The sequence below is a fragment of the Pseudomonas alvandae genome, from assembly GCF_019141525.1.
GTDB lineage: Bacteria > Pseudomonadota > Gammaproteobacteria > Pseudomonadales > Pseudomonadaceae > Aquipseudomonas > Aquipseudomonas alvandae.
The window spans coordinates 1539113-1554759 of the sequence record NZ_CP077080.1 but is presented as its reverse complement, the minus strand read 5'-3'; the positions used below and the strand labels follow the sequence as shown (position 1 = coordinate 1554759).

General features: G+C 62.1%; 14 protein-coding genes. 5 read left to right on the top strand and 9 right to left on the bottom strand.

Features of this window, described 5'->3' with window-relative positions; translation table 11 throughout:
* Window positions 1–406 precede the first annotated feature (406 nt).
* The 3 genes from KSS97_RS06800 to KSS97_RS06790 all read left to right on the top strand — a co-directional run bounded on the left by KSS97_RS06800 (window position 407) and on the right by KSS97_RS06790 (window position 3270).
* Window positions 407–1726, top strand: a complete 1320-nt coding sequence (locus KSS97_RS06800; RefSeq protein ID WP_030140849.1) for an MFS transporter — start codon at window positions 407–409, stop codon at window positions 1724–1726.
* Window positions 1727–2027: 301 nt separating this feature from the next.
* Window positions 2028–2360 (top strand): hypothetical protein, encoded by a 333-nt coding sequence (locus KSS97_RS06795; RefSeq protein WP_217861351.1) that lies wholly within the window; start codon window positions 2028–2030, stop codon window positions 2358–2360.
* 289 nt (window positions 2361–2649) lie between these two features.
* The gene (locus KSS97_RS06790; RefSeq protein WP_217861350.1) at window positions 2650–3270 is read left to right on the top strand and encodes a flavin reductase family protein; all 621 of its coding nucleotides are present in this window, start codon (window positions 2650–2652) and stop codon (window positions 3268–3270) included.
* A 66-nt stretch (window positions 3271–3336) separates the two neighbouring features.
* Here KSS97_RS06790 and KSS97_RS06785 read toward each other — a convergent pair whose 3' ends face one another.
* Window positions 3337–3570, bottom strand: coding sequence for a hypothetical protein (locus KSS97_RS06785; RefSeq protein ID WP_030138442.1), 234 nt, complete (start codon window positions 3568–3570; stop codon window positions 3337–3339).
* 41 nt (window positions 3571–3611) lie between these two features.
* Window positions 3612–3965 carry a putative quinol monooxygenase gene (locus tag KSS97_RS06780; RefSeq protein ID WP_217861349.1) on the bottom strand — a complete coding sequence of 118 codons (354 nt, stop codon included), beginning with the start codon at window positions 3963–3965 and terminating at the stop codon, window positions 3612–3614.
* A 329-nt stretch (window positions 3966–4294) separates the two neighbouring features.
* Here KSS97_RS06780 and KSS97_RS06775 point away from each other — a divergent pair, with 329 nt between their 5' ends.
* Window positions 4295–5224 (top strand): AraC family transcriptional regulator, encoded by a 930-nt coding sequence (locus tag KSS97_RS06775; RefSeq protein ID WP_030138440.1) that lies wholly within the window; start codon window positions 4295–4297, stop codon window positions 5222–5224.
* A gap of 176 nt (window positions 5225–5400) precedes the next feature.
* Here the strand turns inward: KSS97_RS06775 and KSS97_RS06770 are convergent, their stop codons facing one another.
* The 6 genes from KSS97_RS06770 to KSS97_RS06745 form a co-directional block, all read right to left on the bottom strand.
* Window positions 5401–6456 (bottom strand): ABC transporter ATP-binding protein, encoded by a 1056-nt coding sequence (locus tag KSS97_RS06770; RefSeq protein WP_217861348.1) that lies wholly within the window; start codon window positions 6454–6456, stop codon window positions 5401–5403.
* Between the two features lie 15 nt (window positions 6457–6471).
* Window positions 6472–7320: an ABC transporter permease gene (locus tag KSS97_RS06765; protein ID WP_030138438.1), complete on the bottom strand. Its 849-nt coding sequence runs from the start codon at window positions 7318–7320 to the stop codon at window positions 6472–6474.
* Window positions 7317–8225, bottom strand: coding sequence for an ABC transporter permease (locus KSS97_RS06760; RefSeq protein ID WP_217861347.1), 909 nt, complete (start codon window positions 8223–8225; stop codon window positions 7317–7319). The genes KSS97_RS06765 and KSS97_RS06760 overlap by 4 nt, the downstream gene beginning before the upstream one ends.
* Before the next feature lie 563 nt (window positions 8226–8788).
* Window positions 8789–9892, bottom strand: a complete 1104-nt coding sequence (locus tag KSS97_RS06755; RefSeq protein WP_217861346.1) for an extracellular solute-binding protein — start codon at window positions 9890–9892, stop codon at window positions 8789–8791.
* Between the two features lie 216 nt (window positions 9893–10108).
* Window positions 10109–11557 (bottom strand): aldehyde dehydrogenase family protein, encoded by a 1449-nt coding sequence (locus tag KSS97_RS06750; protein WP_217861345.1) that lies wholly within the window; start codon window positions 11555–11557, stop codon window positions 10109–10111.
* Window positions 11554–13191, bottom strand: coding sequence for a 5-guanidino-2-oxopentanoate decarboxylase (locus tag KSS97_RS06745; RefSeq protein WP_217861968.1), 1638 nt, complete (start codon window positions 13189–13191; stop codon window positions 11554–11556). The genes KSS97_RS06750 and KSS97_RS06745 overlap by 4 nt, the downstream gene beginning before the upstream one ends.
* Window positions 13192–13351: 160 nt before the next feature.
* On the opposite strand from KSS97_RS06745, the gene KSS97_RS06740 reads away from it, so the two are divergent.
* Complete coding sequence (locus KSS97_RS06740; protein WP_217861344.1) at window positions 13352–14233, top strand: LysR substrate-binding domain-containing protein; 882 nt, start codon at window positions 13352–13354, stop codon at window positions 14231–14233.
* A gap of 182 nt (window positions 14234–14415) precedes the next feature.
* On the opposite strand, the gene KSS97_RS06735 is transcribed toward KSS97_RS06740, so the two are convergent.
* A complete protein-coding gene (locus KSS97_RS06735; RefSeq protein WP_217861343.1) occupies window positions 14416–15435 on the bottom strand; it encodes an alpha/beta fold hydrolase in 1020 nt (339 codons plus the stop codon).
* Window positions 15436–15647 lie beyond the last annotated feature (212 nt).

The following is a 15647-nucleotide window of genomic DNA, read 5'->3' as shown; positions in this document are numbered from 1 at the left end:
CTGTATTGGCCTCATCGCGAGCAAGCTCGCTCCCACAGGGGCATGTGTACACGCCGGAAAAAAATGTGGGAGCGGGCTTGCTCGCGAAGGCGTCAGGTCAGTCGATATTGAATTGGCTGACACACCGCTTTCGCGAGCAAGCTCGCTCCCACAGGGGCATGTGTACACACCGGACAAAAATGTGGGAGCGAGCTTGCTCGCGATGAGGCCGGTACTGACGATACACACCTTCCTGCATAAGCGGATTCCCGCCCACACCCCCAATCACAATGAGCGGATTTCCGCCGACGCAATACCCCCACCCCCTCTAGACCGGCCTTTCGCCACCTGGCACAGCTCCTGCTATAGCCCTGTCAGGCTGCGTTCCCACGCGCTCCACAAAAACAATTAAACGAAGGATCCTTCAATGGATAACTCCAACGCCCTGCCCATCGGGTCGGCTGCCGTGCCCGCCCGTGAAAGAACCACCGCCAGCCGGATCAAATCGATCTTCAGCGGCTCGGTCGGCAACATGGTCGAGTGGTATGACTGGTACGTCTACGCCGCATTCTCGTTGTACTTCGCCAAAGTCTTCTTCCCCAAGGGCGACACCACCGCCCAACTGCTCAATACCGCCGCGATCTTCGCCGTGGGCTTCCTGATGCGCCCGATCGGCGGGTGGCTGATGGGCTTGTACGCCGACCGCGCCGGTCGCAAACGTGCATTGATGGCCTCGGTGTACCTGATGTGCTTCGGCTCGCTGATCATCGCCCTGAGCCCGAGCTACGAAACCATCGGCGTCGGCGCGCCGATCCTGCTGGTGTTTGCCCGCTTGCTCCAAGGCCTGTCGGTGGGTGGCGAGTACGGCACCTCGGCGACCTACCTGAGCGAGATGGCGACCAAGGAACGCCGTGGTTTCTTCTCCAGCTTCCAGTACGTCACGCTGATCTCCGGCCAGCTCATCGCCCTCGGCGTGCTGATCGTGCTGCAACAATTCCTCACCACCGAGCAACTGTACGCCTGGGGCTGGCGCATCCCGTTCGCCATCGGCGCGCTGTGTGCGATTGTCGCGCTGTACCTGCGGCGTGGCATGGAAGAAACCGAGTCGTTCACCAAGAAGGAAAAGGCCAAGGAAAGCGCGATGCGCACCTTGATGCGCCATCCCAAGGAACTGATGACCGTGGTCGGCCTGACCATGGGCGGCACGCTGGCGTTCTACACCTACACCACCTACATGCAGAAATACCTGGTGAACACCGTCGGCATGAGCATCTCCGACTCCACCACCATTTCCGCCGCCACGCTGTTCCTGTTCATGTGCCTGCAACCAGTCATCGGTGGGCTGTCGGACAAGATCGGTCGTCGGCCGATCCTGATTGCCTTCGGCATCCTGGGTACGTTGTTCACCGTGCCGATCCTCACCACCCTGCACACCATCCAGACCTGGTGGGGCGCGTTCTTCCTGATCATGGCGGCGCTGATCATCGTCAGCGGCTACACCTCGATCAACGCGGTGGTAAAAGCCGAGCTGTTCCCTACCGAAATCCGCGCCCTGGGCGTCGGCCTGCCCTACGCACTCACCGTGTCGATCTTCGGCGGCACCGCTGAATACATCGCGCTGTGGTTCAAGAGCATCGGCATGGAAACCGGCTACTACTGGTACGTGACGGCCTGCATCGCCGTGTCGCTGTTGGTCTACATCACCATGAAGGACACCCGCAAGCATTCGCGGATCGTGACCGACTGACCTCTCGACACGTATAGAAAAAAGGGGCGGACCTGACAGGTTCGCCCCTTTTTTCGTTCTGCATGTCCGAAGATTTATCTGACATTAATTTCTAGTTAATGCCCGCCCCCCATCCTCATCCTCAACAGAACGCCATTGGATACGCCGGTAATGGGCCTCATTGACCGTATTGTGGCAGCCGCAAACAAATCGATTTAATCGATAGGTTTTAGCATTTTTTTGCGCTTTTTAATCAATTTAACAAGCGTAATATGAACTCCACACCCAAGGCACTTAACGTTAAACATTCTGGAGCACGACCATGAAAACCAAACTGATCATCGCCCTGACCCTGTCCGTACTGGCCGCCAACACTTTTGCTGCCGATGGCTTCGACCGCACCAGCTCGGCCATCGCCGCTGATGGTTATGAGCGCACTGGCGCCGCCACTCTCGCTGCTGACGGTTCCGATCGCACCAACGGCGCTACCGTCGCTGAAGATGGCTTCGATCGCACCAACGGCAACACCGTCGCTGAAGATGGCTTCGATCGCACCAACGGCAACACCGTCGCTGAAGATGGCTTCGATCGCACCAACGGCAACACCGTCGCTGAAGATGGCTTCGATCGCACCAACGGTGCCGCCATCAGCTAATAACCACAACGACACTCTTACAGCCCGGCTTCGGCCGGGCTTAGTTGTTTGTGGGGCAAACGAAACCAGCACAGCGATAACAGCGGAGCACGATTTTCCTGACTGCAAAAATCCAATGTGGGAGCGGGCTTGCTCGCGAAGGCAGTGTGTCAGTCAACATCCATCTGTCTGAACCACCGCATTCGCGAGCAAGCCCGCTCCCACGAGGTTCCAGGGTGCTGACAAAAACGGCGGGGCCCTGCACTATCCTCGAATCCCTTGAACTTCCATCGCAGGACCTTCTCCAGCCATGCCCGACGACATCCATTTTTACGAACCCGCCAACGGCCACGGCCTGCCCCACGACCCGTTCAACGCCATCGTCGGCCCACGGCCCATCGGCTGGATTTCTTCACAGGATGGCGAAGGCCGCCTGAACCTGGCGCCCTACAGTTTCTTCAACGCCTTCAACTACGTTCCGCCGATCATTGGGTTCTCCAGTGTCGGGCGCAAGGACAGCCTGAACAACATCGAACAGACCGGCGAATTCGCCTGGAACCTGGCCACGCGCCCGTTGGCCGAACAAATGAACCAGAGCTGCGCGATGGTTGCGCCAGAGGTCAGTGAGTTCGAACTGGCGGGTTTGACGGCCGCCCCGTCACGGGTGGTCCAGGTGCCGCGTGTCGCTGAAAGCCCGGTGTCCTTCGAGTGCAAGGTCACGCAGATCATTCAATTGCAGCGGGCGGACAAAGGGCTGGTGCCGAGCTGGCTGATCCTCGGCGAAGTGGTCGCCGTGCATATCGCCAAATGGCTGTTGAAGGATGGGGTGTACGACACCGCAGCCGCCGAGCCGATCTTGCGCGGTGGCGGGCCGGCGGATTATTTCCAACTGGGGCCGGAGGCGTTGTTCAAGATGCATCGCCCGCGATAACAGCAGCGTACCCCTGTGGCGAGGGAGCTTGCTCCCTCGCCACAAAAACGATCCCCACGATGCTGATTACCAGACCAACCCACCCTCGTCGTCGACACCCTGCAGGTGAGTCAACTGCACGGCAGCCGCTTCATCGGCCTTGGTAGCGGTTTCGAACACTTGCTCTTCAAGTACCTTGTTGAAGCGCGGCGCACCTGAGCCACCGATGGCCTTGGTGGCGATGGCTGCGTAATAGCCGCCACCTTCCTTGGGAACAACAGCGGAAACTGCTTCAAACGTTTCAAAGGCTTTGCGTGCCATAGTGCGCATCCTGGCGATGGAAAATGACCGTCATTAAACCTTCAACCGGCCAGTTTGTGTACCTTCGCCATGCACCCTTCGGTCGCCTGGACGGCGGACACTTCCCGGAAGGTGTGGAAATCCAGGCTGCTCACCACCAGGTCCTGTACCAGCTCGGCGAAGATCGCCATGGCCGGTGAGTTGAAGTAAGCGTCCATCGCCTGCTGGTTGACCCACAGCCCGGACACCAGCCACAAATCGGCGTCGCATTGCGATTGCTGCAAGGCAAAGTGCAGGCAACCGGGCGTCTGGCGCGAGGGCGCGATCAGTGTGCTGAGGCGTGCACCCAACGGCTTGGAACAGCCAGTGCGGGCCCGGACGAAAGCCATGTGACTGACGGGGATGTGTGTAGTCATGTTCAACCCTCCCAGGTAATCCGTTGTGCAGCCGGGGACAGGCTGCGACAGGATCAAAGGTTAAGCGTCCCGACGCCAGATTCGTTAGTCGATTCCTGCCGACCCATTGCACAATCCTGCCCCTCGCCAACCCCGAATCCGGCCTCGACATGAGTTGAACAGTGGAAGTTGAAACAAAAGGTTTCAAGCAAGTTTCAACCGCGTTGCACAGTCCTGCAGGCGCCAGTCGTGCAGGATCAGGCAAGCTTTCAACAGGATGTGACTACCGCCGCGCCTTGCACAAACATAAGCTTTGTTACATCGCCCCTGTACTCGTTGAGGATTCCGGCATGTCGCCACTCGATCACGCCCACGTCCCGCTGGACACGTATCTGGAACAACAGCGCGCCGAATTGGCGTCGATCATCGACCGCAACACCAGCGAAGACGGCAGCTACGCCACGGCCATCGGCTCGTTGCATCTGTCGCGCCACAGCCAGCCGCACAAATTCGCCCCCGTTCTGGCGCAACCGGCCCTGTGCATCATGGCCCAAGGCAGCAAACAGGTGCGGCTGGCGGATGAATTGTTCAACTACGATCCGCTGCATTACCTGGTGGTCTCGGTGTCGATGCCGTTGAGCGGTTGCATCGCCAACGTCTCGCCCGAGCAGCCGATCCTGGCGCTGCGCCTGGACATCGACCCGGCGGAAATCACCGCTCTGATCGCCGATGCCGGCCCCCTCGGCGTGCCGACTCGCCCGGCCGGTCGCGGCCTGTATGTCGAACGCCTGGACACGCCGATGCTCGACGCGGTGCTGCGCCTGGCACGCCTGCTCGATGCGCCGAAGGACATCGCCATGCTCGCGCCCTTGGTGCGCCGGGAAATCCTTTATCGCCTGTTGCGCAGCCCGCAAGGCTATCGGCTGTATGAAATCGCCATCGCCAATAGCCAGAGCCATCGCATCAGCCAGGCGATCAAATGGCTCAACGGCCATTTCGAACAGCCGTTGCGCATCGATGACCTCGCTCGGGAAGTGAACCTCAGCGTCTCGACCTTGCATCATCGGTTCAAGGCCATGACAGCCATGAGCCCGCTGCAATACCAGAAGCAACTGCGCTTGCAGGAAGCCCGCCGGCTGATGCTGGCCGAAGGGCTGGAAGCGTCGGCGGCGGGGTATCGGGTGGGGTATGAAAGCCCGTCGCAGTTCAGCCGTGAGTACAGCCGGTTGTTTGGCGCGCCGCCGTTGCGGGATCTGGCGCGGTTGCGGATGACTGTTTGATCCAGACTTTGTGCTGACTGGGCCGGCCTCATCGTCGGATCGCCGCCCGGAGCAAGCTCGCTCCCACAGTTGATCGGTTGTGAATAGAGAATTTGTGTTCGCTGAAGATCTCCTGTGGGAGCGGGCTTGCCCGCGAAAGCGCCAGTCAAGACAACTCATCTCTCAGGACGATGAGCTCAGGTCCCCAGCAACCGACACACCTGCGCCGGCACGGTCACCGACACCGGCTGCCCAATGCCCAGGTCCATGCCCTGGCACGGCGTGTTCAGCGCCGTGAACGAGACGCCGGAACATTCCACCGTGGTCTCGATCGTCGCGCCGATGTCCCGCACGAACGTCACCTTGCCCAGCAACCGGTTACCCGCCGAGGCCTGGGGCGATGACAGCTGCACGTCTTCGGGGCGCACCAGCAACTTGATCCTTTCCCCTGGGTTGACGCCAAGGCTGGCCGGTACTTCCAGCGTGTCCCCGCCCGGCAGCCCGACCCGCCCGTTGCCCAGGGAAGTCGCGGGAAAGATATTGCCGGAACCGATGAAATCAGCGACGAATTCATTGGCCGGGTGCCGGTAGATCTCGATCGGCGTGCCGACCTGCTGCACGCGATGTTCGCCCAACACCACGACGATGTCGGCCATGGTCATGGCTTCGCGCTGGTCATGGGTCACCAGGATGGTGGTGATGTTCAGGCGCTGTTGCAGTTGGCGGATTTCCACTTGCATCGACTCGCGCAACTTGGCGTCCAGGGCCGACAGCGGTTCGTCCAGCAACAGGATTTTCGGCCGGGCGGCGATGGCCCGGGCAATTGCCACGCGCTGGCGCTGGCCGCCGGAGAGTTTCGCCACCGGCCGGTCGATCATCGCCTGGAGCTGGATCAGCTCCAGCAACTCCACCACCCGCGCCTGTTGCTCGGCCTTGCCCACGCCCCGCAGTTTCAGCGGGTAGGCAATGTTTTCGCCGACGGTCATGTGCGGGAACAACGCCAGCGACTGGAACACCATGCCGAAGTTGCGCAGGTGCGCCGGGGTGTGGCCGATGTCTTCGCCGTCCAGGCGGATTTCGCCGCCGCTGAGGCTTTCCAGGCCGGCGATCATGCGCAGCAGGGTGGTCTTGCCACAGCCCGAAGGCCCGAGGAAACACACCAGCTTGCCCTCGGGCAGATGCAGGTTCACGTCCCTGACCGCGCAGGCCGAGCCGTAGTGTTTCTCGACGTTTTCCAGTATCAGTCCAGTCATGTCTTCACCTCGAAATCAAAAGGAAACGCCGCCCTCGCCCACCAGTTTCTCCAACGCCCAGATCAGCACGAAGTCGATCAGCACGATGAGCACGGCAAACGAAAAAACGGTGGGGTCCAGCGACGACACGGTGCGGCTGTACATCCAGATCGGCACGGTCATGACATCGATGGTGTAGAGGAAATAGGTCACGGTGAATTCGTTGAACGAGACGATGAACGCCAGCAGCATCCCGGCGAGAATCCCCGACTTCATCAACGGCACCACCACGTCGACGATCGCTCGTCGCGGTGTTGCCCCGAGCATACGGGCGGCCTCTTCGACTTCGCTGCCGATGCCGAGCATGGCGGCGGTGCAGTTCTTCACCACGAACGGCAGGGCGAGGATCACGTGGGCAATCACCAGCCGCGAGGTGGTCATCTGGAACGGCAGGCTGTCGAACACCAGCAGCAACGCCAACCCGAGCACCACCATGGGAAACACCAGCGGCAGCGACATCAGCTGCAGCGCCACGGCCTTGCCACGGAACTCGCAACGGGTCAGGGCGTAGGCCGCCGGCACAGCGATCAGCGTGGCGAAGATCATCGTCAGGCAGGCCACCAACAGGCTGGTGCCCATGGCCTGGCCCAGGCTCAGCACATCGCTGGCGTCCGGCGAGACGAAGGTGTGCCAGGCCGCCCGATACCATTGCAGGCTGTAGCTGCTCGGTGGAAAGTCCAGGTTCGCCGCCCCGCTGAAGGACATGACGATCATGGTCAGGATCGGCAGCACCGCCAGCAGCAGGATGAAACCTGACAGCAGCCCCGCCACGCGTCCGGTTTCACCAGGCAACAACGCCTGGCGTTTTTTACTCGTTACGCTCATTGCGAAGCCTCCAGCATCCGCCGACGACGGCCAGTGAAATACTCGGAAAGGGTCATGATCAGCAGTGTGGTGATAATCAGCACCACACCGGCGGCGGACGCGGCGGGCCAGTTCATCAGCGGAGCAATCTGATCGTGGACCATCACCGCCAGCATCGGCACCCGTCGACCACCCAACAACAGCGGCACGACAAAGCTGCTGGCGTTGTAGGCAAACACCAATGTCGCGCCGGTAATGATTCCCGGCAGGCTCATCGGCAGCACCACTTGGCGGAATACCTGGAAACGGCTGGCGCCGAGGGTGGCGGCGGCCTCTTCGTAACTGCGGGCCACACCGCGCATGGCACTGGCGATGGGCAAAACGGCCAGCGGAAATGCGGTCTGGACCAGGCCCATCAGCACACCGTTCTGGTTGTAAAGCAACATGATCGGCCGCTTGATCAAGCCCAGGCCCATCAGCGCCTGGTTGAGCATGCCGGCAGGTCCGAGGATGACCAGCCAGCCATAGCTTTGCAGCAACAGGTTGACCAGCAACGGCAACAGCACCGCCGCCAGGAACACCCGTCGCAACAACGGCGAGGCCAGGCGCGACATGGTGTAGGCCACGGGAATCGCCAGCAGCACGGCGATCACCGCGCTGATAAGCGCCAGTCGCAAGGTCAGCAGCAGGGACTTGAGGTAATAAGGCTCCAGCAACTGCCCGTAGCTGGCGAGGCTGAAGCCGCTCCATTCCGCGCCCTTGGTGCCGACGCTCATGCGCAGCACCAACAGGCTGGCAGCGATCAGCACACCGAGAAACAGCATCGACGGCGAAAGAAAGAACCACGCGCGCGCAGTCGGCGAAAGACCGCGCCGAGAACGCGCCGGCGCGGCGCTTAGCGGATGGATCAACGGTTGGTGTTCCATGGCAAGGTCTCGTCAGTGGAAAACGACAGAACAAAAAATCTTCAAATACCCAGTTCCTTGTGGGAGCGAGCTTGCTCGCGAAGATAGCGGCACAGCCAACATCCCCATCAACTGACCCTCCGCTTTCGCGAGCAAGCCCGCTCCCACACTGGATTTCGGTTGCTCACAAATCCGGCATACACCCCCGATTCCCTGTGGGAGCGAGCTTGCTCGCGATGACGGCGGCACAGCCAACATCCTCGTCAACTGCCCCTCCGCTTTCGCGAGCAAGCTCGCTCCCACACTGGATTTCGGTTGCTCACAAATCCGGCATACACCCCCGATTCCCTGTGGGAGCGAGCTTGCTCGCGATGACGGCGGCACAGCCAACATCCTCGTCAAAGGACCTTCCGCTATCGCGAGCAAGCTCGCTCCCACACTGGATTTCGGTTGCTCACAAATCCGGCATACACCCCCTATTCCCTGTGGGAGCGAGCCTGCTCGCGAAGACGTCAGCACCGTCAACGTCTCCAGCAACTGAACCACCGCTATCGCGAGCAAGCTCGCTCCCACACCAGGGAAATTCAGGAAGAGAAGATTTCCGTGTACCGGCGGATCCACTGGTCATGCACCGTCGCCAGGAAGGCGTTGTCGTGCATGATTGCCTTGTCGGCGATTTGCTCGGGCGTGAGGATGTACGGGCTCTTGCGCGCTTCGGCAGAGATGATGGCCTTGGCGTTGACCGGGCCGTTGAAGATGTCCTCGGCCATCTTGCCCTGCACCAGCGGGTCGAGGGAGTGGTCGATGAAGGCGTAGGCCAGGTCGGTATCGCCTGGGCGATTTTTCGGCATGACCGAGAGCATCAGGTCGGTGTAGAAACCTTCCTTCATGCCGAACGTCGCGCCAAGGCCATAGGCAGGGTCGCGGATCTGCTTGGGGAAGAACGCCGGCGCGTACAACCCGCCCATGTCCAGGGAACCGGTGCGGAACAGTTCGGCGATCTGGTTGGGGTTTTCCCCCAGGGTCATCACCCGATCCTTGAGCTCGGCGAGCTTCTTGAACCCAGGTTCGATGTTGTGTTCGTCACCGCCGGCCAGTTTCGCGGCGATGATGATCAGGTCCATGGCCTCGGTCCAGTTCGGTGGCGGCAGGAAGATATTCGGCGCCAACTCCGCATCCCACAGTGCGGCGTAGCTGTTCGGCGCCTGTTTCAGGGTGCGAGTGCTGTAGACCAGGCTGTTGCACCACAACAGATAACCGATGCCATGCCCGCCCGCGCCCGTGCGGTATTGCGCCGGCACATCGACCAGGTTGGGAATGCGATTAAGATCAGGTTTTTCCAGCAACCCGGCGGCGGCCAGGCCTTCGGCGCCGACGCCCGCGAGCGTGATGATGTCGTACTGCGGGCGGTCGCCACCGGCCTTGAGCTTGGCGACCATTTCCGACGTGCTGCCGGTTCGATCAGCGATGACCTTGGCCCCGGTCTTGGCCTCGAACGTCGCGGCGATATTGCGCAGTGCGGCCAACCCGGTGTCATCGGACCAGGTCAACAGGCGCAGGGTCTTGCCGACAAACCGCGTGTCGCTGGCCCGGGCGCTGATAAAAGGCACGCTCATGGCGGCCGCCGCGACCGACACCACACTCGCGGTCTTGATGAATTGACGTCTGTTCAGATCATGCTCGCCCATGGAGGACTCCCTTTGTTCTTCTAAGTATGAGGTGGGTAAAACCTGTTGCGCCCGCACCGTCCAACGACGACCAAAGCCCCGTACTGCGAGGGCTTCGCCGCTGTCTGCGGCCATCCTGAGGTTGTGCAAAATCCCTGACTATCGAAAAAAACTCATTGAAGCCATGTCCGTGGCGCATGCCTTTTTTCGAGGCATGCGTGACCGAATAACGGGCCGTCAGACGGCCCGGATCACGTGCTTGATTTCCTGGAACGCCGCCAGTCCCCAAGGGCCTAATTCACGGCCAAGACTGCTCTGCTTGTAACCGCCCCAAGCGGCCTGGGGAAAAATCACTTGCGGTGCGTTGATCCACACCAGCCCGGCCTGCAAGGCATCGGCGACCTTCCCGGCCGCCTCGGCATCGCGACTGACCACACTGGCGACCAGGCCGAAACGACTGTCGTTGGCCAGGGCAATCGCCTCCGCTTGGGAGCTGAAACTGCGTACACACAGCACCGGTCCGAAAATCTCTTCACACCACAACGCACTGTCCAGGGGCACGTTGGTGAAGAGAGTCGGCTGTAAAAAAAAGCCGCGCGACAGATGCGCAGGTCGCTGACCACCGCACACCAGCGTCGCCCCGGCGCTCAAGCCGCGGTCGATGTGTCCCAGCACCCGCTGGTATTGCGCCTGGTTGACCAGCGCGCCCATTTCCACGTCCGGGTCAAACGGATCGGCTACGCGAATCGCCTCGGCGCGCGACTTGAGCCGTTGCAGGAATTCATCGGCCAGCTCATCCGCCACCAACACCCGAGTGGTGGCCGAACACATCTGCCCGGCATTGAAGAAACCACCGCCGCAGGCCAGCTCCACCGCCAGGTCGAGGTCGGCGTCGGCCAGTACCAGCAAGGACGATTTGCCCCCCAGTTCCAGGCTCACGCCCTTCACCGTTTCCGCCGCCCGTTGCATCACTTGCACGCCCACCGCGTTGCTGCCGGTGAAGGAAATCTTCGCCACCCGCGGGTCTGACGCCAGCGGCGCACCAACGGCCAGGCCCGTGCCACAGACCAGGTTGAATACGCCATCGGGCAAGCCGCATCCGGCGATGATCGAGGCCAGTTCCAGCTCCGGCAGCGGCGTGACTTCCGAAGGCTTGAGCACCACGCAGCAACCGGCGGCCAAGGCCGGGGCGAGTTTCCAGGCGGTGGTGACCATCGGGAAATTCCACGGCACGATCAAGCCGACCACCCCGCAAGGTTCGCGGCGGATGCGTGCGCTGAAATCGTCGCTGGGCAACGCCAATGGGCTGTCCTGGCGGACGTCCAGTTCTTCGGCCAACCCGGCGTAATACTCGAAGGTCGCGACCACATCGTCGACATCGATCGCTGCTTCGAAAAGCGGCTTGCCGTTGTTGCTCGATTGCACATGCATCAGCCGCTCACGAGCATCCCGCACGCCGGCAGCGATACGGCGCAGCAACGCGCCACGCTCGGCACCCGAGGTGCTTGACCAGGGGCCAAACGCCTGGGTAGCGGCCGCCAAGGCTTGATCAACGGCATGCTCGTCGCCGCCATACACCGTGGTCAGCAGTGCCTCGGTCGCCGGGTTGATCACTCGCAACGGTTGATCGCCCGCCAACCATTCGCCGTTGATGTACAGCCCGTCTTGCGTCGTAGGGAAATTCATTTCGCCACCTGCGCCATCCAGTTCGCCTGATCGATTTCAATCAGCGTCGGGCCCTGCCGATCGCAAGCAACGCGTAATGCAGCGTGCAGTTGCGCGACGCCGTCGACGGCTTCGGCAGCGCAGCCCAAGGCCTTGGCGACACCGATGAAATCCGGCGTGTAGATGTCCACGCCCACCGGCTCGATGGCACGGTTGACCATGTATTTCTTGATCTCTTCGTAGCCTTGGTTATTCCACAGCAGCACGATCACTGGCGTGCGCGCTTCCACCGCGCTGGCCAGTTCCGGCAGGGTGAACTGCAAGCCGCCGTCGCCGATCAGGCACACCACGGGCGGGCGACCATGACCGTTGTCGACACCGCCAAGCCAGGCGCCGATCGCCGCCGGCAACGCGTAGCCGAGGGTGCCGTAGCCCGTGGACGAGTTGAACCAGCGGCGCGGGCGTTCGGGATTGAAGGTGAGGTTGCCGGTGTAGACCGGCTGGGTGGAATCGCCGACGAAAACCGCTTCGGGCAATGCCCGCAGAATCGTCTCGAGGAACAGCGTCTGGGCGCGGGTCGGGACGTCCCATTGCTGATCGAGTTCAACCCGCAGCCGCTCGACACGAACCGCGCCCCAATTGTTGTCGCCCGCGCCGTGCACGCGACGGTTCAATGCATCGAGCAATGCCTGGGCGGCACTGCGGGCGTCGGCCACCAGCGCCAGTTTTGGCGGGTAGTTGCGCACGGTCTGGTCGGGGTCGATGTCGATGCGCAACAACGCGCCGGGAATCTCGAAGCCACCGGCGAAAGTGACGTCGTAATCAGTCTCGGCCAGCTCGGTGCCGATCGCCAGCACCACGTCGGCTTCGGCCACCAGCGCGCGGGTGGCGACCAGGCTCTGGGTCGAGCCGATCAGCAACGGATGGCGAGACGGCAGCAGGCCCTTGGCATTGATGGTCAACGCCACGGGAGCGCCGAGGCGTTCAACCAGTTCAGTCAACTCGACCCCGGCGTCCAGCGCACCGCCGCCGGCAAGTACCAACGGCCGCCGCGCCGTCGCCAGCAGGGTTGCCATTTGCTCAACGGCACTGGGCGCGGCCCCGGCACGGCTGATATTCACCGGCGTGCTGCCAAGCAAGTCATCGGCCTCCTCCACGAGCACATCCAACGGTATCTCGATGTGCACCGGTCGCGGCCGCCCGGCCTGGAACAACGCAAAGGCCCGGGCCAGCACGGCCGGCAATTCGGCAGCCGACATAAGCGTATGGGAAAACGCCGCCACGCCGCCCACCAGCGCGCCCTGGTTCGGCAGCTCGTGCAGCTTGCCGCGCCCGCCACCCAGTTGACTGCGCGACTGCACGCTGGAGATCACCAGCATGGGGATCGAATCGGCGTAGGCCTGGCCCATGGCGGTGGTGATGTTGGTCATGCCAGGACCGGTGATGATGAAGCACACGCCCGGCTTGCCGCTGACCCGGGCGTAACCGTCGGCCATGAAACCGGCGCCCTGCTCATGGCGCGGCGTCACATGGCGGATGCTCGAGCGGGCCAGCCCGCGGTACAACTCGACGGTGTGCACGCCTGGGATGCCGAACACCTGCTCCACGCCATAGCCTTCGAGTAACTTGACCAATACTTCGCCGCACGTCGCCATTGCCATTGCCTTTTTCTTGTCTTCAAAAGAGCCCCGCACGTCACCTGGCGGGCCCCTTTTGTTCTGAGGGAATGGCGTTATTGGAACGGTCAGGCCGTAGCGGCAACAATGGATAAAAAGTCATACTAGCCATGTCCTCACGTCATGGCTTGGATCCCAAATGAAACGCCTCCCACCGCTGCCGACGCTGCACACGTTTCTGATCACGGCCCAATGCTGCAACTTCACCCGCGCCGCCGAACAACTGCACATCACCCAGGGCGCGGTGAGCCGGCAGATCGCCGGGCTGGAGGATCATTTGGGTTATGCGCTGTTCCAGCGCCAGGCACGCGGCTTGAGCCTGACCGCCCAGGGCCAGGCGTGGCTGCCTCGGGTGCAGCAGGTGTTCAGCCTGATCGGCGAAGCGGTCGAGCAGATCGGCGAGAAGCGCCAGACCCTCCAGCTCAAGGCCCCGACCTGTGTGATGCGCTGGCTGCTGCCGCGCCTGTTGCAATGGCAGAAGGAGCGCCCGGACGTGCCGGTGGAACTGACCACCACGGTCCGCCACGGCGTGGATTTCCAGCGTGAGGCGTTCGACGCGGCGGTGGTCTACGGCCCGCCGCCCGATGCCTCGCTTGACTGCCTGCACTTGTTCGATGAACAGCTGACACCGGTGTGCTCGCGTCCTTTGCTGGAAGGTCCGGTCCCCTTGGATTCACCCATCGATCTGCAACAGCATTTGCTCCTGCACCCTACCGCCGACGAGCGCGACTGGAAGGCCTGGCTGGCGGCGGCCGACGTGCACCTGAGCAACGTCAGCAAGGGCCAGCATTTCGAAACCCTGGACCTGGCGATGTCCATGGCCTCCCAAGGCACGGGCGTGGCGATTGGCGACTGGTCGCTGATCGGCGAAGACCTCAGCGCCGGCCGGCTGGTGATGCCGTTCGATTTGAAGGTCAGGACGGGGTTGGGTTATCACTTGGTATGCCCGCGCAAACCCGAGGTCTCGGGGCCGTTGCAGGAATTGATGGGGTGGTTGGTGGAGCAGGCCCAAACACGATAGCAGCGTTGCCACGACCCTGTGGCGAGGGGATTTATCCCCGCTGGGTTGCGAAGCGACCCTAAAACCAGGCACCTCGGTGAGTCAGGTCGACCATGTTCGAATATTTTGGGCCTGCTGCGCAGGCCAGCGGGGATAAATCCCCTCGCCACAAAAACCGGGCAGGCCTCAAGCCATCAGGTTTTTCAGAGCAGGTTGGGCGCCTGCACCGGCTCGATCTGCGCCCAGTGCGAGGTGTCTTCGCGATGCTGCTGCAGATACGGCAACACCGCCCCCAGCAACGGTTCCTTGAAGGCTTCCTGAAAGCGATGGGCCAGGCCCGGGATCAGCTTCAACTGGCTGCCGCGGATATGCGCCGCGAGGTGCACGCCATGCATCACCGGCAACAACGGATCGGCGGTGCCGTGGACGACCAGGGTCGGCACCTGCAGTTGGTTGAGCAGCGTCACCCGGCTCGGCTCGGCCATGATCGCCATGATCTGGCGCTTCACACCCTCGGGGTTGAAGGCTCGGTCGTAGGCGACCGCCGCCTGGTGCAGCAGGACCTGCCGATCATCCACCACCATCGGGCTGCCCAATGCGGCGAGCAAGTCGGCCTGCTGCTCCAGCGCCACCTCGCGATTCGGTGCGCTGCGCCGCGATAACAATTGCACCAGGGTTTCACTGGGCGCCGGCAAGCCTTGCGCGCCTGAAGTGGTCATGATCAGCGTCAGGCTCTCGACACGCCCGGGCGCCATTGCGGCCATGTGCTGGGCGATCATGCCGCCCATGCTGACGCCCAATACATGGAAGCTTTGCACGTGCAGAGCGTCCATCAAGCCCAGGCCATCGGCGGCCATGTCCGTCAGTGAATAAGGCGCCGCCACGGGCAGGCCGAGTTTGTAGCGCAGGGCCTCGAACGTGAGGTTGGCGCTGCCGGGCGCCTGGCGCCAGGCGGACAGGCCGACGTCGCGGTTGTCATAGCGGATCACCCGGAAACCTTGTTCGCATAGCGCGACCACCACTTCGTCCGGCCAGTGGATCAACTGCCCGCCCAAGCCCATCACCAACAACAGCGCCGGGTCGGAGGCACGCCCGATGCTCTGGTACGCCAGGCTTACCTGGTCCAGGTCGACCCGTTGGGTCGCGACATTGACATCACAACGAGAAGCCGCCAACGACGGCAAGCCGCACAACAACGCGGCCAGGAAAATGAATACACGCATGAAGAAACACCAAAACGCAGAACCCCAGTAGAGCGCGAGTCTGATGAAGTTTGTTCAAGCGCGCTGCCACAGTTGCGTGACAGTTTGATGAAGATTGCCGAGTGGTTATCTGAAGCCATGATCACCCGTGGCGAGGGAGCTTGCTCCCGCTGGGCTGCGTAGCAGCCCTTTGGGTTTGTCTGACGCACCGTGGTGGCGGGGAGATGTTCTGG

Coding starts and splice junctions, on each gene's coding strand:
- KSS97_RS06800 (WP_030140849.1), top strand. CDS start 407: ATGGATAACTCCAACGCCCTGCCCATCGGGTCGGCTGCCGTGCCCGCC.
- KSS97_RS06785 (WP_030138442.1), bottom strand. CDS start 3,570: ATGGCACGCAAAGCCTTTGAAACGTTTGAAGCAGTTTCCGCTGTTGTT.
- KSS97_RS06740 (WP_217861344.1), top strand. CDS start 13,352: ATGAAACGCCTCCCACCGCTGCCGACGCTGCACACGTTTCTGATCACG.
- KSS97_RS06780 (WP_217861349.1), bottom strand. CDS start 3,965: ATGACTACACACATCCCCGTCAGTCACATGGCTTTCGTCCGGGCCCGC.
- KSS97_RS06735 (WP_217861343.1), bottom strand. CDS start 15,435: ATGCGTGTATTCATTTTCCTGGCCGCGTTGTTGTGCGGCTTGCCGTCG.
- KSS97_RS06770 (WP_217861348.1), bottom strand. CDS start 6,456: ATGACTGGACTGATACTGGAAAACGTCGAGAAACACTACGGCTCGGCC.
- KSS97_RS06745 (WP_217861968.1), bottom strand. CDS start 13,191: ATGGCGACGTGCGGCGAAGTATTGGTCAAGTTACTCGAAGGCTATGGC.
- KSS97_RS06790 (WP_217861350.1), top strand. CDS start 2,650: ATGCCCGACGACATCCATTTTTACGAACCCGCCAACGGCCACGGCCTG.
- KSS97_RS06755 (WP_217861346.1), bottom strand. CDS start 9,892: ATGGGCGAGCATGATCTGAACAGACGTCAATTCATCAAGACCGCGAGT.
- KSS97_RS06795 (WP_217861351.1), top strand. CDS start 2,028: ATGAAAACCAAACTGATCATCGCCCTGACCCTGTCCGTACTGGCCGCC.
- KSS97_RS06760 (WP_217861347.1), bottom strand. CDS start 8,225: ATGGAACACCAACCGTTGATCCATCCGCTAAGCGCCGCGCCGGCGCGT.
- KSS97_RS06750 (WP_217861345.1), bottom strand. CDS start 11,557: ATGAATTTCCCTACGACGCAAGACGGGCTGTACATCAACGGCGAATGG.
- KSS97_RS06765 (WP_030138438.1), bottom strand. CDS start 7,320: ATGAGCGTAACGAGTAAAAAACGCCAGGCGTTGTTGCCTGGTGAAACC.
- KSS97_RS06775 (WP_030138440.1), top strand. CDS start 4,295: ATGTCGCCACTCGATCACGCCCACGTCCCGCTGGACACGTATCTGGAA.